The organism is Parabacteroides sp. Y3-G-102 (assembly GCF_023656845.1).
Taxonomy (GTDB): Bacteria; Bacteroidota; Bacteroidia; order Bacteroidales; family Tannerellaceae; genus Parabacteroides; species Parabacteroides distasonis.
Genome location: NZ_JAMOKU010000015.1, coordinates 71,600 through 89,579, shown reverse-complemented (window position 1 = coordinate 89,579; position 17,980 = coordinate 71,600). Strand labels below are relative to the sequence as shown.

Sequence of the window (17,980 nt, the reverse complement as noted above, 5' to 3'; positions counted from 1 at the left end):
AAGGGTTTCATCACTCGGATTCTGCGTTCTGCGCAGCGTCAAATACGTCGGCGAACAAGTTCTCGACAAAGAAGAAGGTAGCGTTACAGAATAGCTTAGGATCTTTGATCAGCGCTATCGTATTGCTATCCCCATTATTGGCGATCACATCTTCCGCTTTATAGGTCTTGTACTTTTTATCGTTTAGCGGATCATATTGATATACGATATCGCTTGCCTCGATCGTGTATCGGTTGTCGAAGCAGGTGATACGCATTTTATATTTAATGATAGTCTTGTCTGTATCATTCAACAATAATTCAACCTTAGAGCTTACGAAGATGGTCCCTTTGTTCTTGTTCGAGTTTACGTTGGATAAGAAGACATCTTTTCCATAAGATTTCTTAGCCCATGCGTTAATAGCGTTGAATATTTCTAGTTTAGAGGTATTCTCGATCTCTACATCATCACTATAGCATACCTTCCCGTTTTTCATGGGGGCGCATTCGTCTACCTCGCCTTTATGCCCCTGCGCCATGACTAGCACAGGGAACATCATATATATTAATAATAGAATCTTTTTCATAAATGCAACTCTCTTTTTCGTTATTTGATCCATACATTCGTAATCTCGCCGATTAACATCGTTTGCTGTCCTTCGGAGGTCTCGCCTTGTTTACGGCACTCGATAATAATCCATGGCGCATCGGCAGATGTGCCGGGCTTGGAGAAGGATAATCGATATACATCGTTATTGCCAATCGCTTTATAAGCAGGACTATCTTTGGATATGGAGATTGTACTGATCGTTTTACCGAACATATTGCCTATGCCTTTCCATTCAACGTTTGCGTCGGTCGTATTTCCTTTTACGGCTTTGATCTGTAAAGCGTTGTCCGGTAACATTTGGAGGATCGTGCTAGGTATTTTGTCCGCTTGGAACGCTACGAAACCTTCCATCGGTGCCACAGGTCGTGTTTCCCGTTGCGGAGCGGATACTGGTTCTACCGGTGCGGCTGTCAGCAACTGTGCGCCTAATACGTTGGCTGCGCTATCGAACGTCTTATCCGCGAAGTCAATCGTGGCCTTACGGAACTTACCGCTGATACGGTTCAATTTCGTCTTGCTCTTATTCAAGGCATACTCGTCCGTGATCCATTCCTCGGCTAGGTATTTCTCCGGCTCGTTCTGGTAAGACACGTTATATTCATATCGGATGCCCGCAAGTTGCAGGGTACAAGCATGTTCCTTACATTCAATGATAATACGGTATTTCATCATCGCCCGATCGAGGGATAAGGCTGTGCTGGAGAATACTATATATTCTTCCCCGATAATGGCGATCTCGCCTTTTGCCTCATTTTGATAAGCTACTCTACTTTCCTTTGTGTTAAAATTTTCTTGTCCCCATTTTAATAGTTGTTGGTAGATTTGTGCCTTGCTTAAAGAGGGGGCATTAATCTCTCGGGTAAAAACGACTTTACCGTCTGCAACCGGAACGGCCCCTGCCAGATAGTGTTGATCCTCTTGTGCGAATAGCAGGGCGGGGATAAATAACAGAGCGAATAATAACTGTTTCATGGTATATTTTCCTTATTATTTTAGCCCCAAAGATATACATTTGCGTTTGAAATAAACTATGAGCGTGACAAATAATTATACTAATTGCTCTTTATCAAAGAAAAAAAGTCTATATTTGCACCCTGTGAAAAAACGAATATAAATAATGTAATAACATAAACCTAAGATTCAGATGCAAAACAAAGGATTTGTAAAGGTCTTCGCGGTGTTACTTACGCTTGTCTGTTTGTTCTATTTGTCGTTCTCGTTCGTGACGCAACATTACAACAGTAAAGCCGCTGAGTATGCGGGTGGAGATCCTGCGAAAGAGAGTGCTTATTTAGACTCACTATCTACTCAGAAGGTATGGTTAGGCTATACGCTTAAGCAATGCCGTGAAATGGAAATTAGTTTAGGTCTTGACTTAAAGGGCGGTATGAACGTTGTCCTTGAGTTGAACGTGGCGGATGTAATCCGTTCGTTGTCTAACAACAACCAAGACGAGAATTTCAACAAGGCGTTGGATTTAGCTTATGCGCATCAAGCGACTAGCCAAAAAGATTTCATCGACCTTTTCGCTGAGGAGTATAAGAAGTTGGATAGCGGCGCACGTCTTTCCGCTATTTTCAGTACATTCGAGTTAAAAGATAAAATCACGCCCCAGAGCTCAGACGCTCAGGTTGTTTCTGTTTTGAAACAAGAGTTGCAGAGTGCGATTGATAACTCATTCAACGTATTGCGTACTCGTATCGACCGTTTCGGTGTGGTTTCTCCGAACATCCAACGTTTGGAGACAGCGGGTCGTATCTTGGTTGAGTTGCCGGGTGTGAAAGAACCGGAACGTGTTCGTAAGTTGCTTCAAGGTAGCGCTAACTTGGAATTCTGGGAAACTTATAAGTTGCCGGAAATCTATCAACAATTGGTTGCCGCTGATAATGTATTGGCTACTATCCTAAGTAAGGAGGCTTCCGCTGATTCTGTTGCTACCGATAATGTTGAGAAAATCGCTGATGCCGCTGATGCGAATGTAAGTGAGGCCGATTCTTTGTTGGCTGAGCTCGGTCAAGATAAAAAAGATACGGAAGCTAATCAAAGCATGGAAGAGTTCGCTAAGCAACATCCATTATTTGCTTTATTGCAGATTAGCCAGTACAACGGTCAGTTGTCTCCGGGTTCGACGGTAGGTATCGCTCAAGCAAAAGATATGGAGAAGATCAGCGAATACCTGAACATGAAACAAGTGAAAGAGGTATTGCCTCGTAACTTGGCTTTAAAATGGGGTGTAAAGGCGATCGATGATAAAGAGCAGTTCTTTGAGTTATATGCCTTGAAGGTAACGAACCGTGACGGAAGTCCCGCTTTAGGTGGTGACGTAGTAACAGATGCTAACGCTGACTTTATGCAACAAGCCGGTCGTTCAGAGCAAATGGTTAACATGGTTATGAATGCCGAAGGCTCTAAGGCTTGGGCTCGTTTGACGAAAGAGAATATCGGTCGCCAGATCGCTATCGTTTTGGATGAGATGGTTTATTCCGCTCCGAACGTAAACGATGAGATCACGGGAGGTCGTTCACAAATCACCGGTCACTTTACACCGGAAGAGGCGAAGGACTTAGCGAACGTATTGAAATCGGGTAAGATGGCTGCTTCCGTACATATCGTTCAAGAAGATGTCGTTGGTCCGTCTTTGGGACAAGAGGCTATCAATGCCGGTGTGATTTCTTTCGTTTTGGCATTGGTGCTGTTGATGGTTTATATGTGCGCATTCTACGGATTGATTCCGGGATTGATCGCCGACGGTGCTTTGGTATTGAACATCTTCTTCACGATGGGTATCCTTGCTTCTTTCCAAGCCGTTCTTACCTTGCCGGGTATTGCCGGTATGGTGTTGACGCTGGGTATGGCAGTCGATGCTAACGTATTGATATATGAGCGTACGAAAGAGGAACTTCGTGCCGGTAAGTCTTTAGGAAAGGCTATCGCCGACGGTTACAGCAATGCGTTCTCCGCTATCTTCGACTCAAACTTGACATCTATCATTACCGGTATCGTATTGTTCTATTTCGGTACGGGTCCTATCCGTGGTTTCGCTACGACGATGATCATCGGTTTGTTCGCTTCATTCCTTACAGCCGTGTTCTTGACTCGTATCGTTTATGAGGCATTGTTAGCGAAAGATAAATTGAAGAACGTGACATTCACGACTTCTATTACGAAAGACTTGTTGACAAACCCGAAGATCAATTTCTTGGGTGCTCGCAAAGTCGGTTATTTAATTCCGGCGGCAATCATCGTTTTAGGTGCTATCTCTTTTATGACGATCGGCTTGAATAATGGTATCGATTTCACGGGTGGACGTAATTACGTGATCCGTTTCAATCAAGAGGTGAAGACTGACGATGTTCGTAATATGCTGGACGCTCAGTTAGACGGTTCTGTTAGTGTTATCCAGATCGGTACAGCTGATCAAGTACGTGTGTCTACCAACTATAAGATCAATGATAACGATCCTACGGTAGATCAAGAGATCGAGAATAAATTGTTTGAGGGCGTGAAATCCTTACTTCCGGAAGGAACTACATTAGATGAGTTCACGACTACTTTCATACAGAGTTCGCAGAAGGTGGGTCCTAGCATGGCAGACGATATCAAGAATAGCGCTATCTTAGCGGTAATCTTCGCCATGATCTGTATGGCCGCTTATATCCTGCTTCGTTTCCGTGATGTGTCATTCTCTGTGGGTGCGTTCGCCTCTGTTGCTACGACTACATTGTGTATCATTTCTTTCTATACCTTGTTATGGAAGGTTCTTCCGTTCTCAATGGAGGTAGACCAGACGTTTATCGCAGCTATCTTGACGATTATCGGTTACTCTATCAATGATACCGTGGTTGTATTCGACCGTATCCGTGAGACGATCGCTTTGTACCCGAAGCGTGATCGTTATCAAGTGATCAATGATGCGTTGAACTCTACCTTGTGTCGTACATTTAATACATCATTGACTACATTGGTGGTTGTATTGTGTATCTTCATCTTGGGCGGTAGCACGATCCGAAGCTTTACGTTCGCTATCTTATTAGGTATCATTATCGGTACATATTCTACCTTGTTCGTTGCTACTCCGATCGCTTACGAGTTGCAGAAGAAGAAGATCAATAAGAAAGCTGCTGCTGAGAAAGCAGGAAAATAATATATTTCTTTAAGGATTTTATGAAGATCCTCTATCTTTCCCGTGCCAACGGAGAGATAGAGGATTTTTTTATGTATTAATTCTTAAGGAGATAAAGTATGAATGAGAATGATTTTGTGGTGGGTGTACTTACGTATATCACCTGCCTGCGTGAGAAAAAGCGTTATTCCACGGCGAAGAGTTATCAAGATGCGTTGAGGTCGTTTAAATGTTTTTGTGGCCGGGAAGAGATTCCTTATGCGTATATTAATCGGGATACACTTTTGCGTTATCAATCTTGGCTGTTGGCCAAGGGATGTGCTCGTAACACGGTATCTACTTATATGCGCCGGATTCGTCACATCTATAATTTAGCGGTAGAGGTGGGTGAGGCTGCCTATATTCCTCATTTGTTTAAGCATGTGTTTACGGGGGTTGAGAGTAAACGTAAAAAGGCGTTGCCTTCGGAAAGCTTACGCTTGCTGATGACAAGCCCGGTGACAGATCCGCAACAGAAGAGGACCCAATCAGCCTTTTGCCTGATGTTTTTGTTTTGCGGGATGGCTTTCGTAGATTTGGCGCATTTGCGAAAGGAGGATATCAAGGAAGGGATCTTGTCTTATTATCGGCAGAAAAGCGGATCCCTTATACAGGTGGAGATCCCAGCGGAGGCACAAGGGCTGCTGAATGAGTTGGCAGCCGATACAACCGAGGATTCGCCCTATCTGTTTCCTTTTTTAGAGGGAATGAAGACCGGTGAGGATGCCTACAAGGAATATAATACCGTATTAGGAGGTTTTAACCGCAGATTGAAAATACTGTCGGAATCCATTGGCATTCATACTCGGGTTACCTCATACACGATTCGTCACTCTTTCGCCACGACCTTGAAGGAGCAAAACGTACCGATTGAGATGATCAGTGAACTGTTAGGGCATAAATCTATCAAGACTACGCAAATATACTTGAAGAGTTTCTCTTTAGAAAAACTCTCAACCGTAAACAAACTTTGTTTCGAGAGTGTGTATAATTATGCGCCGAAAGTAGGGTGAAGAAAAGTACGCTACTTGGCGAGTAGCGTTCATTTCATGCCGCAAATGTAGTAAAAAATAACATAACACAAGCAAACATTAGGCTTTGTTTGTGTTTCAACCTTAATTCTCTTTAAATCTTCGTTCTTATTTCTGATGTATAGACATGGCAATAGAAACGAAATGGCCTCGTTATTCCCGAAATCATCACGTTATCCGAAGTAAATTCCATATAACATCATGTAGAGATGGAGCGTGCTCCGTCTCCCACCGCCTGATAGTAACTAAAATACCATTGTAAGGGGATGAAACGGGACACGCTCCGTCTCTACAACTAAGGAATATCCTTTCACTCCTCTTGTTAAGGCTACTCGCCAAGTAGCAGTCAGTTTGGCTACTCGCCAAGTAGCATGAGTATTGAAGGGATGCAAATTTTCAGTAATTCCTTTTTTGTTTTCACATAAGTATTTATTTATCAGGGTATTACAAGAATATCTTGATAAGGCTCTGAATTATCTTCCTCAATGAATATCATGACAAGTAATAGCTCTGATAGAGCTATGGTGCATATACGCAATCGCCGTAGTCAGGAGGCTGTACGCTGGTACGTACTGACGCTTCCTACCGCCATAGGGGGACGTGATAATATCTATTCGTCAAAAGGATTAGATGCCGAGCTTTCTCGTCGTAAACGTTGTGGGGAACCCTTGTTCGAGTACTTTGCCCCCTCGTATGTCGAGGCTCGCAAGGTGGGAGGCAAGATGGTCAATACGAGGAAGCCTCTTTTATACAACTATGTGTTTATCCATGCTTCGGAGAATGAGATTTTCCGTTTGAAACGTATCATGCCCTTATATAATCTTCTTCCTCGGGTATCCGTGGGCGAACACTCTTATTTCCCTTACCTGTCAGATCATGAGATGGAGACCTTACGCTGGATGGCAGAATCTTATTCCAATGAGCTTCCGGTGTACGTACCGGATAGCGGTCGCTTGCTGAAAGGTGACCGTGTACGTATCACCTCGGGTTCTTTCATGGGGATGGAAGCTGAGGTGGTGGTGCAACCGGGTGGAGGTCATAAGGATGTCATGGTACGTATCCTTGACTGTATGTGGGTTCCTCTATTTGAGGTAAGGCAAGGCGAGTATGAGCTGATCGAGTTGAATACGAAAGGCAAGCATGTTTATACCCATTTGGATAACGATCGTTTATCGGAAGGTATGCACAAGGCGTTGGGGCGTTATTATCTCTCGGGCAAATTGGGAAAGGAAGACGAACTTTTGGTTCGTGAGGTGCTGAAGGGCTATGCTTCCCTTCGTGTGGAGACCGACGTGATGCGTTGCAAGGTTTACTCATTACTCCTTCCGGCCTATAAGCTGTTGGATCAGGAAGAGGAGTTTGAACGCTTGTATTCCACCCTACGCAATATGCTTCCATTGGTTAAGGCAGTGAATTCTCGTGCCTTGCTGCTCGTCACGCTTTACGGCTGCACGAATAGCAACCTGTATTACCGTATGGCGCATGAGCTGGTAGATCCCTGGCGGGATGACCCTTCGCCTAAGAGAAGCAAGGCCTTGTTGATACAGCGTTTACACGATTACGATATTTGGCTAAAACATTAAATAGTAGACTGTCATGAGAAAGGAAAGCGAAACTCCCTCCGGTATCCGTTTGATGCTATTGCTGAAAGGGCATTTGAGAGAGATCATGAATCGTGAGTGTGCGAATCAGACCTCGATCCATTTATATTGTACGGGATCTTATTGGGTCGCGTTCGAACGTTCCGCTTATCAATTGCGTCGTGCCTTTCCGGATAGTGAGATCACGCCGATGCGCCTGTACGCTTATCCTTTTCCGGTTGTCATGGTTTCCGTAACGGATCGTTCCCTTCGTTTGTATGAACGAAAACATATAGCTAAGCAGAACGGGGCGGATTACAAGTTATTGACTGTACCTGAACTCTCCGCTCCCGCCTACCAAGCGTGGCATACGAGGGAGGTGAAGGGACTCCCTGCGTTAAACTAATCGGAAAACTCGTTCACGACATTAAAACAGGGACAGGATTTCGACGGGTCCAAGTCTTGATGTCCCACGATCAGGGCTTTGGGGAATCGCTGATGTAATTCACGAAGCAAACCCTGTAGGGCTTCTCGTTGGGCTTCCGTTCGGGTATCCATGGGAGTCTTTCCATCGTTGGCGAGTCCTCCGATATAGCAAACCCCGATACTGTGCCGATTGTGGTTCTTACAGTGAGCGCCCACTTGTTCAAGGGGCCTACCGGTCTCGATCGTACCATCGGTCGGGATAACGAAGTGATATCCGCAGCCATTCCAGCCGAGAGAGCGATGCAGACGGTCGATGTCCATCATCCGTAAAGTGCTGCCCTGCCTATTGGCAGAGCAATGCACGATAATCAGCGTGATGGTTCTCATCCGATCCAACCGCTAGCGGCTCCACCGGCGGCACCGGTGATGACCAGTTCGACAATACGGATGATGTAGAGCAAGACGCTCTTCCAATTTGTTTTTTTCATACTTGTAGTCTTTAAATAAATGAATAAAATAAGCTTCATGGTTTAAAAGCCGTATTTCTCAATGGTAGGATTTAGATCTCATCAGGAGATTCTGAGTCTCCTTTCTTCAATGCTGCCAAGTCCACCGTGTCTTTATTCTCCTTTACCGCCTTCAGTGAGGCGGCTTGGATCGCACGGCTGGTTACTAGGTTGAATTCTGCCTTAGAACGTAGGTTCTCGAAGTCTATACCCGGATTGAATAGAATGTTCACGGCCTTGATATTATCGCTGGAGAAGTCCTTGAGTGTAGCGGCCGGCTCGCAGGTGATGGAGATGCTAAAGATTCCTAGTTCGCCAAATTGTACCTTGTAGCCGTTCAGCAGTTGTTCCACTAGACATGAGCAGGTGTCGCTTACCACGCCTTTTACCGTGCCGCGTGTGAAAACACCGTTGTGATCTGAGATGTGCTTCACGAAATCATCGAAACTCATCACTTTCGTCACTTGGTTCTTGGCGTACGCCTGTTCCTTTGCTGTCTCATCCAGTGGACTTTTCCACATGTAAGTTGAATAATTAATCATACTTCTTTTTTTTAAAAGATTAAATTTATTGTTGACAATGCGAAAGTACAACCCCCGGATAGCGAAATCAAATCCGTTGATAACCGTTGACAAACTGTTTACTTTTCATTGACAAACGATTCATATATACCTTATGTCTGATATAACGATTACCATACACGGCGGCAATAACCAGATACTCCCCAACGCTACGGAAGCCATCCAGAACTTCTATGTGGGGGAATATTGCGGGGAAACCTCCCAAGAAGAGGGGGACGGTAGATCCGGTCTCATGCCTGAAACGATCCGTTTTCGTGCCTATATAAATAAAGAAGAGGATCTGGAACGCTATCTTGCGCAGATCGTCGAGTGCCGGACGGTTACCGAGTTGGCCCAAGTCATTCTGGTCATGCAAGAGAACGAGCCGAAAATAACCCCCGAGGAGATGGTCAAAGAGCGTTTCATCCGCCTCTTTCTACCCATCACCCCACGAATCACGAAGGGTAAAAGCGTCAGCAACATCCGTGCCCGTATCAACGATGCATGGAGCAGTCGTCTCAGACACCGTTCAACTGGCCGTTTTTGAGAAGATATACTGCATATGCCCGAGGATATATACTGCGTTAGGCAATTGATATATACTTCATAGGGCAATTCATATATACCTCGTTTTCCAAGGGAAACGAAAAGTGATAACCTTACTGAAAAAATTACGATATGACAGAAAACTATGGGCGGGCGGAACAAGCACGTTCCGTCTTCCATATCTACGGTTGTAATGTGCAGATCCTGCCCAATGCAACCCATGCGATCCAAATCATCCACCAGGGTGATGGTACGATCTTGCGGACGGAAAGCTGTATTACGCCCGCCGCTTCGGGACGCCACGAGTCACAGGCACCGCCGTTGGGAAAAGTTAGGGCATTGAATATAAAACAAACAAAATACAAATGATGGATTTTCATAAGGGTAGATGGCGATTGGCCTTAGGCCGTCTGGTGAATTTGCGGTATATCAACCGTTGGATCATTTTTAGCGCGGACCTTTTCGTCTCGCTCTCCGTGTCGTTGCTGGGCGTACTAGGAATGTTCTCCATTCTGCATATACGTATAGGAGAGTCTGATGTGCTGAAAGTAGGCCTCTCCTCATTTGTGGCCAGTATCGTTTCGTTCTTGCTGTTCAAAGCATATCATGGGGTTATTCGTCATTCCACGCTGCGTGGCTTGTGGCGGATCGGTGGTGCTGCGATCGGCAAGTCGCTCTTGATGTTCCTGCTGCTTTGGCTGTTGAAAGCCCGTTTCAGCCCTTCTATCTATTGGTTGGGTGGAATCATGGACAGTACGTTGACGATCGTGATGTTGGTCACGTTGCGTGTCTTCGTGATCAATGTCTATAACAGCGTCCTCCTGCAACTCGGCAAGAAACGCAAGCGGGTACTGGTCTTTGGCACGGAGGAGGAGAGCGTGATGATCGCTACATCGGCGAACCGTCAGGTATTCATGCAGAATTATAGCATCATGGGCTTCCTTTCCTTTGGCAATTCCAAGAAAAGCATCCGGATCGCGGAGTTACCGGTCTACCAGATCGAGAACGTGGAGGATCTGTATCGCTTGATCCCTCGCAACAGCTTGGATGGCGTTCTCTTCCCCAATATAAAGGTTGCCCATCAGGAGCGTGACCGTTTGATCCGTTATTGCGAGCAGGCCTCCTTGAAGACGTTGGTAGTCCCGGAGATGGAGGAGCTACGTGGAGGTGAGGCGAAACGTTCCGTCCGAGAGATCCGTATCGAGGATTTGCTAGGTCGTGAGGAGATCCATATCAATCTGGATGAGATCGGCAATCTGTTGGAAGGGAAGACCGTGCTTGTCACGGGAGCCGCCGGCAGTATCGGTAGCGAGATCTGTCGCCAGCTGGCTCATTTCCCGATTAAGAAGTTGGTTTGCTTCGACTCCGCCGAGACCCCGATGCATAATCTCCGTCTGGAATTGGAAGAGAAATACAAGGGACTAAACTTTATCCCAGTAATCGGCGATGTCCGTAGCCCGGACCGTGTGGATTATGTGTTCCGCAACTGGCATCCCCAAGTAGTGTTCCATGCGGCGGCCTACAAGCATGTCCCTTTAATGGAGGAGAACCCCTGCGAGGCGATTCGAACAAACGTGTTCGGTACTCGTGTGATGGCGGATGCCGCTGTAAGCTATGGTGTGGAGAAATTTGTGATGATCAGTACGGATAAGGCGGTGAACCCCACGAACATCATGGGCTGTAGCAAGCGCTTGGCCGAAATCTATGTACAGAGTCTGAGCCTTGCGATCGAGCGAGGAGAGGTGAAAGGCGAGACGCGTTTCATTACGACCCGTTTTGGCAATGTTCTAGGTAGCAATGGGTCGGTTATCCCCCGTTTCCGTGAACAAATCGCTCAAGGAGGCCCCGTGACGGTCACCCATCCCGATATCATCCGTTACTTCATGACCATTCCGGAGGCTTGCCGTCTGGTCTTAGAAGCCGGTACGATGGGCAAGGGTGGTGAGATCTTCATCTTCGACATGGGAGAGCCGGTGAAGATAGCGGATTTGGCGAAGCGCATGATTGAACTGTCCGGATTACAGGTAGACAAGGATATCGAGATCAAGTACACTGGTCTTCGTCCCGGCGAGAAATTGTATGAAGAGCTACTGAACAACAAGGAGAACACGAAAGAGACCCCTCACGAGAAGATTCGAGTGGCCGCTGTACGCAAGTATATCTATAAGGATGTAGTAGAACATATTAATGTATTAACCGAATTGTCTCTCCGTGTCCAGATCCTTTTGATGGTGAAGGAGATGAAAGCTTTCGTACCTGAGTTCAAGAGCCAGAACTCCCGGTTTGAGGAGTTGGATTGAATTGATTCGCCATCTCATCCTGTCGATTAATTATCCATATAGGATAAGATCCTTCAGCGAAACAATTCGTATTATTATTGTAGTGATGTTTGAGATTTATCATAGTATAATAAGAACCATGAAATTACATAGTAGTTCCGCATGGGATTTCATCGGTATATTTTTCAAAAAAAATCTTTAAAGGTTTCCGGGATTATCAGAACTTGATCCCAGATAAAATCACATTAGCCACCGGCTAATGTTATATACACATAACTTGTTTTAGGATACTGCAAAGTGCCCTTTTAAGGGAGTATATCTTGAATTGAGTATTTACTGAGTGTACTCTTGTTGACAGGCAAGAAAACTTTATAGTGATGGTTAACACTACTCTCTGCTACTTAATACTTGTGAAATCAGATTAATATATAAAATATAATGCTAAACGGAAAAGTAGTATTAATTACTGGAGGAACAGGTTCTTTCGGTAAGAAGTTTGTGGAAACGATTCTTCGTGATTATCCGCAAGTGAAAAAAATCATTATCTATTCTAGAGATGAATTGAAACAATTCGAGTTGAAGCAGAAATATCCGGAGAGGGAGTATTCTCAAATGAGATATTTTATTGGAGATGTTCGTGATCTTGAGCGTCTGACCCGTGCTTGTGAGGGAGTAGATGTGATTATCCATGCCGCTGCCATTAAACAGGTGGATACGGCGGAGTACAATCCTGAAGAGTGCATTAAAACAAATGTACATGGTGCACAGAATGTAGTTAAAGCGGCTCTAGCTACAGGTGTTAAAGATGTTGTAGCTCTTTCTACTGATAAAGCTTGTGCGCCAATTAATCTCTATGGAGCGACAAAACTGGCATCTGATAAATTGTTTACGGCAGCTAATAATATCAGTGGTTCTAAACCTATTAAATTTTCTGTTGTTCGTTACGGTAATGTTATGGGTTCACGAGGATCCGTAATCCCTTTCTTTATCAGTAAGCGTGATAATGGAGCCAAAGAGTTGCCTATTACCGATATGCGTATGACACGTTTCAATATTTCGTTAGAGGCTGGTGTTGCTATGGTGATGTATGCCATTGAACATCATTTAGGAGGTGAAATCTTCATCCCTAAAATTCCTTCCTATCATATAAAAGATGTAGCTACCGCAATTGCTCCTAATTTACCACAGATAGAGATAGGTATTCGTCCGGGAGAGAAGTTGCATGAGGAGATGATTACCGTGACTGATGCTCTTGATACCATTGACTTGGGTAAATATTATGTGATTCTTCCCTCTGTGTCTTATAAACATACACGTGAAGAATTTATCTGGCATCATAATGCTCAACTTGTACCTGAAGGATTTCATTACAGTTCAGACAACAATACAGAATGGGAGACGGTGGAAACAATGCGTGAAAATATAAAGAAATATGTAGATCCTAATTTTGTGGTAAAATGAAAGTAATAGCAGTTACTCAAGCTCGGTATGGATCGACAAGATTGCCTGCTAAAGTTTTGAAGAAAGTGGGGGATGAAACGCTTCTGGACATACATTTGCAAAGAATTTTGCGATCTGAAAAAATTACGTCGTTAGTAGTGGCAACAACTACTGAGGATGGATCTGATGAGATAGTACGCATAGCGCAGCGTAATGGCGCAGAATGTTATAGAGGTTCAGTGAATGATGTACTTGAACGCTTTTATTTTGCAATCAAAGATATGTGCCCTGATTATGTAGTGAGAGTAACATCGGATTGTCCTTTGATTGATCCGAAAGTTATAGATTGCGTAATTACCACTTGTATTTCTAGTGGTTGTGATTATGCTTCAAATACTTTAAAACCAACTTATCCAGATGGTATTGACACTGAGGTTTTTCGTTTTTCAGCTTTAGAAAAAGCTTATAATGAGGCATTATTAAAAAGTGAACGGGAACACGTGACTCCTTATATAAAAAAGAATTCTTCTTTTAATGGTGGACGCATTTTTTCTTCGGTTAATGTGGAGTCACTAACAGATTGTTCTGAATATCGTATTACTGTAGACACTCAAGAAGACTTTATGGTTGTGAAAGAACTTTTGGAAAAAGTGGGTAAAGAAGCTGATTGGGAAGATTATATCAAATATTTGGATTCTAATAAAAGTGTTAGAGATTTGAATAACAGCCATATGAGAGATGAAGGATATATGAGATCACTATTAAACGATTAATTATTATGGGTAAAGGACAAGAATTATACAAAAGAGCAAAACAAATAATTCCAGGTGGAACTATGTTGCTTTCAAAAAGACCGGAACAATTCTTACCTGAGAATTGGCCTGCATACTATAGTCGTTCCAAAGGATGTCGAATTTGGGATCTTGACGGAAAGGAATATATTGATTGTTCAATGATGGGCATTGGTACGAATACATTAGGGTATGCAAATGAAGAGGTTGATGAGGCGGTTATGAAAGTAGTTTGTAATGGAAATTTGACTACTTTAAATTGTCCGGAAGAGGTTTACTTAGCAGAAAAACTTATTGAACTTGATTCATGGGCTGGTGGGGTTCGTTATACTCGTGGCGGTGGTGAAGCAAATTCTGTATGTATACGTATAGCTAGAGCGGCGACAGGGAAAGATAAAGTTGCTATTTGCGGCTATCATGGTTGGCATGATTGGTATGTTTCTGTTAATTTGGGTGACAGTGATGCGTTGGCTGGTCATTTGTTGCCAGGTATTCCTCCTGCAGGTGTTCCTAAAGGATTGCGTGGCTCTACTATTCCTTTTAGGTATAATAGCTTTGAAGAATTGCTTAATATTGTGAATAATAATGATTTAGCTGCAATAAAAATGGAGGTGTGCCGTAATTTTGGCCCTGAAGATAATTTCTTACAGAATGTAAGAAATTTGGCAACTGAACGTGGTATAATTCTTATTTTTGATGAGTGTACGAGTGGGTTTCGTGAAACATTCGGTGGCTTATATAAGAAATATGCTGTAGAACCTGATATGGCTATATATAGTAAGACTATTGGGAACGGATATGGAATCTGTGCTGTAGTTGGTCGTAGGGAGATTATGGATGCTGCACAGAAAACATGGATTAGTAGTACATTTTGGACTGAGCGTATTGGACCTACAGCAGCGTTGGCCACATTGAAAGTTATGGAGCGTGTTAAATCTTGGGAAGTTATTACCGCTATTGGTAATAGCAACAAAAAACGTTGGCAGGCTTTGGCTGATAAATATGGTTTGGAAATTGAACAATGGGGTATTCCTGCTCTTGCCGGATATAATTTTAAAAGTAAAAATCATCTTGCTTATAAGACTTTTATAACTCAAGAAATGTTGAAAAAAGGTTACCTTGCAGGTAACAGCATGTATCCTTGTATTGCTCATACTCCAGAAATCTTAGATGGTTATTTCTTTGAATTGGATAAGATCTTTGCTCAAATTTGTGACTTTGAAGATGGTAAGGATGTTATGAAATCTCTTGATGGCCCTGTTTGTCAATCTGGATTTAAACGTCTTAATTAAATATTATATTATGGTGAATTTTAATAGAAACATAAGAATTGGGAATCGGATGATAGGCATGGATCATCCTACTTATTTTATAGCTGAAATTGGTGCAAATTTTGATGGAAGTCTTGATAAAGCAAAGCGTCTAATTGATGCGGCGAAGGAGGCGGGTGCGGATTGTGCTAAATTTCAAACCTTCTCAACTCCTCGTATCGTGTCAGAAGGTGGATTTTCTCGGATGCAATTGAAGGGAGTACATGGTTCTTGGGGACGCACGATTAGTGAAGTTTTCAAAGATGCGGAGTTCCCTGTGGCATGGCATAAGGAAATATCAGAATACTGCAAATCTATAGGAATTGATTTCTCTACTTCTCCTTATTTTAAGGAGGCAGTAGATTTATGTGTAGATTTGGATGTCCCTTTTATAAAAATAGGTTCGGGTGATATAACTTGGCTTGAAATGTTGGATTATATTGCTCGTAAAGGTAAACCCGTAATGTTGGCAACTGGTGATGCGACAATGGCTGAAATAGATGAAGCTGTACGTACTATTCATGCTACGGGTAATAAGGACTTGGTGCTGATGCAATGTATTACGAATTATCCATCAAAGATAGATAGTGCTAATGTGAATGTTCTCAAGACTTACCAATCGGCATTTAATGTACTTACTGGTTATTCTGATCATGCTCCCGGCCATGTTGTAGCGCTTGCTTCTGTTGTTATCGGTGGTAGAGTAATTGAGAAACATTTTACTTTAAACAAAGATGATAAAGGACCTGATCATCCTCATTCTATGGAACCGAAGGATTTTAAATTTATGGTTGATTCCATTCGTGAAGTAGAACGTGCAATGGGAAGTACGGTTAAGGAAGTGGTTGCGGAAGAAGGGGAAACGGTTTATGTACAACGGCGTTGTCTTTATGCTAACAATGATATGAGGAAGGGACATGTGATAACAGAAGAAGACATTGATGTGCTTCGCCCTGCTTTAGGTATACCTCCAAAATATAAAACTGTAATTATAGGCAAAGAATGTAAAGAAGATATAGCAAAAGGGCAACCGTTATTTTGGAATAATTTCTGATGATGACAGAGTGTGAGAAATTTATATCAGTTGTAGATAATGATATTTTAAAACCTTCCGATGCTATTATTTTATTGGAAGGTGATGGTTTGAATCGTTACCAGAAGGCTGTGGAACTTTATAAACAGAATATTGCTGCTAAAATAGTGTTTAGTGGCAATATTACTGATTATGCCTATGGAAGTTTTCCTTTTTCAGATATCCTACCTCATGTTTTGAATGCAGGTGTCCCCACATCTGCTGTTATACATGAAGACAGGTCTTTAAATACAAAAGAACAGGCTGTTGAGGTGGTGAGAATGGCAATTAAAAATAGCTGGAAACGATTAGTGTTGGTTGCTAGCCATGAGCATCAATATCGTGCTTATTTGACTTTCTTACGTGAAGTGCTGGATAAAAAAAGTGATATTATTCTCTATAATTCCCCAGCTGAAAATTTGGGCTGGTTTAGTGATTCTGGATGGGGGGTGCGGTTTGAACGTTTAGAACAAGAATTTATTCGTATTCAAAAGTATTCCCAATTAGGTCATTTGGCTACTTATGGAGAAGCAATAGATTATCAAAAATGGAAAGAGTTACAATAGCGCACGCAAAAGATTTGTTTGGTGCGAATTTCATTGGTTTGGAAGAACTACAGTTTCTTTTTGAAAGGATGGGTCTTTCTTCCTGTTCCATTCAAGTTCCAGACATACATTATTCAGTGGGTGATTTAAAAAAGTATTCAAAAGATTATATTTTAATATTGGGTGTTCAAGAGTTGAATGGGGAAAAACTTTCTATAGATCGCTTTCGTAAATGTTTTGGTATAAATCCGGATATTTCAGAACCTTGTTTCTATAATCAGGATTGGTATATGTGTGAAACATTTATATATGATACTTTGGATTTACGTTGGTTTTTGTTGAAGAAAAATGTGATAGAAAGTTCACGTGCAGTTCAACCTTTAGAATTGTTGAATGAAAATATAAACTTCCCTACAGCGATATTGTGTGTCTATACTTTTTTCGCTTATTATTATGCTAGAAAAGAGTTGCTGTGGCATCATGATTTTGTTTGGTGTAGTGATACGGACCATAACGGTGATCGTATTTATGTGGGAAAGTATCATGATGTAGATGAGGTGAATAAAAATGGTTTTAGTATTCATAGGCATTTAGCATTGAGGAATTGTTATGGGGCAATAGCTTTGTATTAAGATGTTATCTTAGTAGCACGAATCGTTTCATTGATATGCAAATGAAATATTGGAGCGTTTGTCATTAGTTGTAATCATAATATTGTTTAGTAAACACTCAAAAAAAGGCTCTAAAATAAACTATCTACCTCCGCTGCGAACAAAAATTCAACATTAATGTATAGCAGTGAAGATCTAGAAAGTTTTTACATTCAGTGCTAAACGGAGGCTTTGTCTCATGGGAAGTCTTTCCAATCTTTCTGTGTTAGAAACAAGGTTCTACAACATCTTTCAAAAATACTATAAGGGCATCCATAGAAAAGTTGTTGAAGTCCAAGTTGAAGGTTTCTCTACGGAGGATGAAACTTCCCCGCAGGGCAGTAATCCTCAAAAATAGCCAGAGTGTACCGTTGCTACGCTTCTCAAGTATGGATTGGCATTCGTATGAGTAATGGATTGCATCTGTCCCGCAAAAATTTAAGTTACTATGAGCAGGTAACTATGGTAGAGAAATTGGAGGGGGGATGTTGAGT

General features: G+C 42.6%; 17 protein-coding genes. 13 read left to right on the top strand and 4 right to left on the bottom strand.

The window, feature by feature from the left end:
• Positions 1 to 10 precede the first annotated feature (10 nt).
• Together NBH16_RS09595 and NBH16_RS09590 are read right to left on the bottom strand one after the other, a co-directional pair.
• Positions 11 to 565: a DUF4468 domain-containing protein gene (locus tag NBH16_RS09595; RefSeq protein WP_005859247.1), complete on the bottom strand. Its 555-nt coding sequence runs from the start codon at positions 563 to 565 to the stop codon at positions 11 to 13.
• A 20-nt stretch (positions 566 to 585) separates the two neighbouring features.
• A complete protein-coding gene (locus NBH16_RS09590) occupies positions 586 to 1,560 on the bottom strand; it encodes a DUF4468 domain-containing protein (RefSeq protein WP_005859245.1) in 975 nt (324 codons plus the stop codon).
• A gap of 172 nt (positions 1,561 to 1,732) precedes the next feature.
• Here NBH16_RS09590 and secDF point away from each other — a divergent pair, with 172 nt between their 5' ends.
• From secDF to NBH16_RS09570, 4 genes are all read left to right on the top strand, one after another.
• A complete protein-coding gene (gene secDF, locus NBH16_RS09585; protein ID WP_005859243.1) occupies positions 1,733 to 4,732 on the top strand; it encodes a protein translocase subunit SecDF in 3,000 nt (999 codons plus the stop codon).
• Positions 4,733 to 4,830: 98 nt separating this feature from the next.
• Complete coding sequence (locus NBH16_RS09580; protein ID WP_005859241.1) at positions 4,831 to 5,763, top strand: tyrosine-type recombinase/integrase; 933 nt, start codon at positions 4,831 to 4,833, stop codon at positions 5,761 to 5,763.
• A 503-nt stretch (positions 5,764 to 6,266) separates the two neighbouring features.
• On the top strand, positions 6,267 to 7,364 hold the full coding sequence (locus NBH16_RS09575) for a transcriptional regulator (protein WP_154395725.1): 1,098 nt from the start codon (positions 6,267 to 6,269) through the stop codon (positions 7,362 to 7,364).
• Between the two features lie 13 nt (positions 7,365 to 7,377).
• Positions 7,378 to 7,767, top strand: coding sequence for a hypothetical protein (locus NBH16_RS09570; RefSeq protein WP_008779262.1), 390 nt, complete (start codon positions 7,378 to 7,380; stop codon positions 7,765 to 7,767).
• Here NBH16_RS09570 and NBH16_RS09565 read toward each other — a convergent pair.
• Entirely contained in the window at positions 7,764 to 8,174 is a 411-nt protein-coding gene (locus NBH16_RS09565) for an N-acetylmuramoyl-L-alanine amidase (protein ID WP_196008690.1), read from the bottom strand. The genes NBH16_RS09570 and NBH16_RS09565 overlap by 4 nt on opposite strands.
• 172 nt (positions 8,175 to 8,346) lie before the next feature.
• Complete coding sequence (locus tag NBH16_RS09560; protein WP_005859232.1) at positions 8,347 to 8,835, bottom strand: HU family DNA-binding protein; 489 nt, start codon at positions 8,833 to 8,835, stop codon at positions 8,347 to 8,349.
• Positions 8,836 to 8,968: 133 nt separating this feature from the next.
• On the opposite strand from NBH16_RS09560, the gene NBH16_RS09555 reads away from it, so the two are divergent.
• The 9 genes from NBH16_RS09555 (at position 8,969) to NBH16_RS09510 (ending at position 17,468) form a co-directional block, all read left to right on the top strand.
• The gene (locus NBH16_RS09555) at positions 8,969 to 9,400 is read left to right on the top strand and encodes a hypothetical protein (RefSeq protein ID WP_009276205.1); all 432 of its coding nucleotides are present in this window, start codon (positions 8,969 to 8,971) and stop codon (positions 9,398 to 9,400) included.
• A 131-nt stretch (positions 9,401 to 9,531) separates the two neighbouring features.
• Complete coding sequence (locus tag NBH16_RS09550; protein ID WP_250788423.1) at positions 9,532 to 9,768, top strand: hypothetical protein; 237 nt, start codon at positions 9,532 to 9,534, stop codon at positions 9,766 to 9,768.
• Positions 9,765 to 11,699, top strand: coding sequence for a polysaccharide biosynthesis protein (locus NBH16_RS09545; RefSeq protein ID WP_250788421.1), 1,935 nt, complete (start codon positions 9,765 to 9,767; stop codon positions 11,697 to 11,699). Before NBH16_RS09550 ends, NBH16_RS09545 begins: the two co-directional genes overlap by 4 nt.
• A gap of 417 nt (positions 11,700 to 12,116) precedes the next feature.
• A complete protein-coding gene (gene pseB / locus NBH16_RS09535) occupies positions 12,117 to 13,139 on the top strand; it encodes a UDP-N-acetylglucosamine 4,6-dehydratase (inverting) (protein WP_036617761.1) in 1,023 nt (340 codons plus the stop codon).
• The gene (locus NBH16_RS09530; protein ID WP_036617763.1) at positions 13,136 to 13,891 is read left to right on the top strand and encodes a cytidylyltransferase domain-containing protein; all 756 of its coding nucleotides are present in this window, start codon (positions 13,136 to 13,138) and stop codon (positions 13,889 to 13,891) included. The genes pseB and NBH16_RS09530 overlap by 4 nt, the downstream gene beginning before the upstream one ends.
• Positions 13,892 to 13,896: 5 nt before the next feature.
• A complete protein-coding gene (locus tag NBH16_RS09525; RefSeq protein ID WP_122246293.1) occupies positions 13,897 to 15,201 on the top strand; it encodes an aminotransferase class III-fold pyridoxal phosphate-dependent enzyme in 1,305 nt (434 codons plus the stop codon).
• Between the two features lie 10 nt (positions 15,202 to 15,211).
• Complete coding sequence (locus NBH16_RS09520; RefSeq protein WP_036617767.1) at positions 15,212 to 16,273, top strand: N-acetylneuraminate synthase family protein; 1,062 nt, start codon at positions 15,212 to 15,214, stop codon at positions 16,271 to 16,273.
• Positions 16,273 to 16,857 (top strand): YdcF family protein, encoded by a 585-nt coding sequence (locus NBH16_RS09515; RefSeq protein WP_036617769.1) that lies wholly within the window; start codon positions 16,273 to 16,275, stop codon positions 16,855 to 16,857. Before NBH16_RS09520 ends, NBH16_RS09515 begins: the two co-directional genes overlap by 1 nt.
• On the top strand, positions 16,839 to 17,468 hold the full coding sequence (locus tag NBH16_RS09510) for a hypothetical protein (RefSeq protein WP_036617771.1): 630 nt from the start codon (positions 16,839 to 16,841) through the stop codon (positions 17,466 to 17,468). Before NBH16_RS09515 ends, NBH16_RS09510 begins: the two co-directional genes overlap by 19 nt.
• Positions 17,469 to 17,980 lie beyond the last annotated feature (512 nt).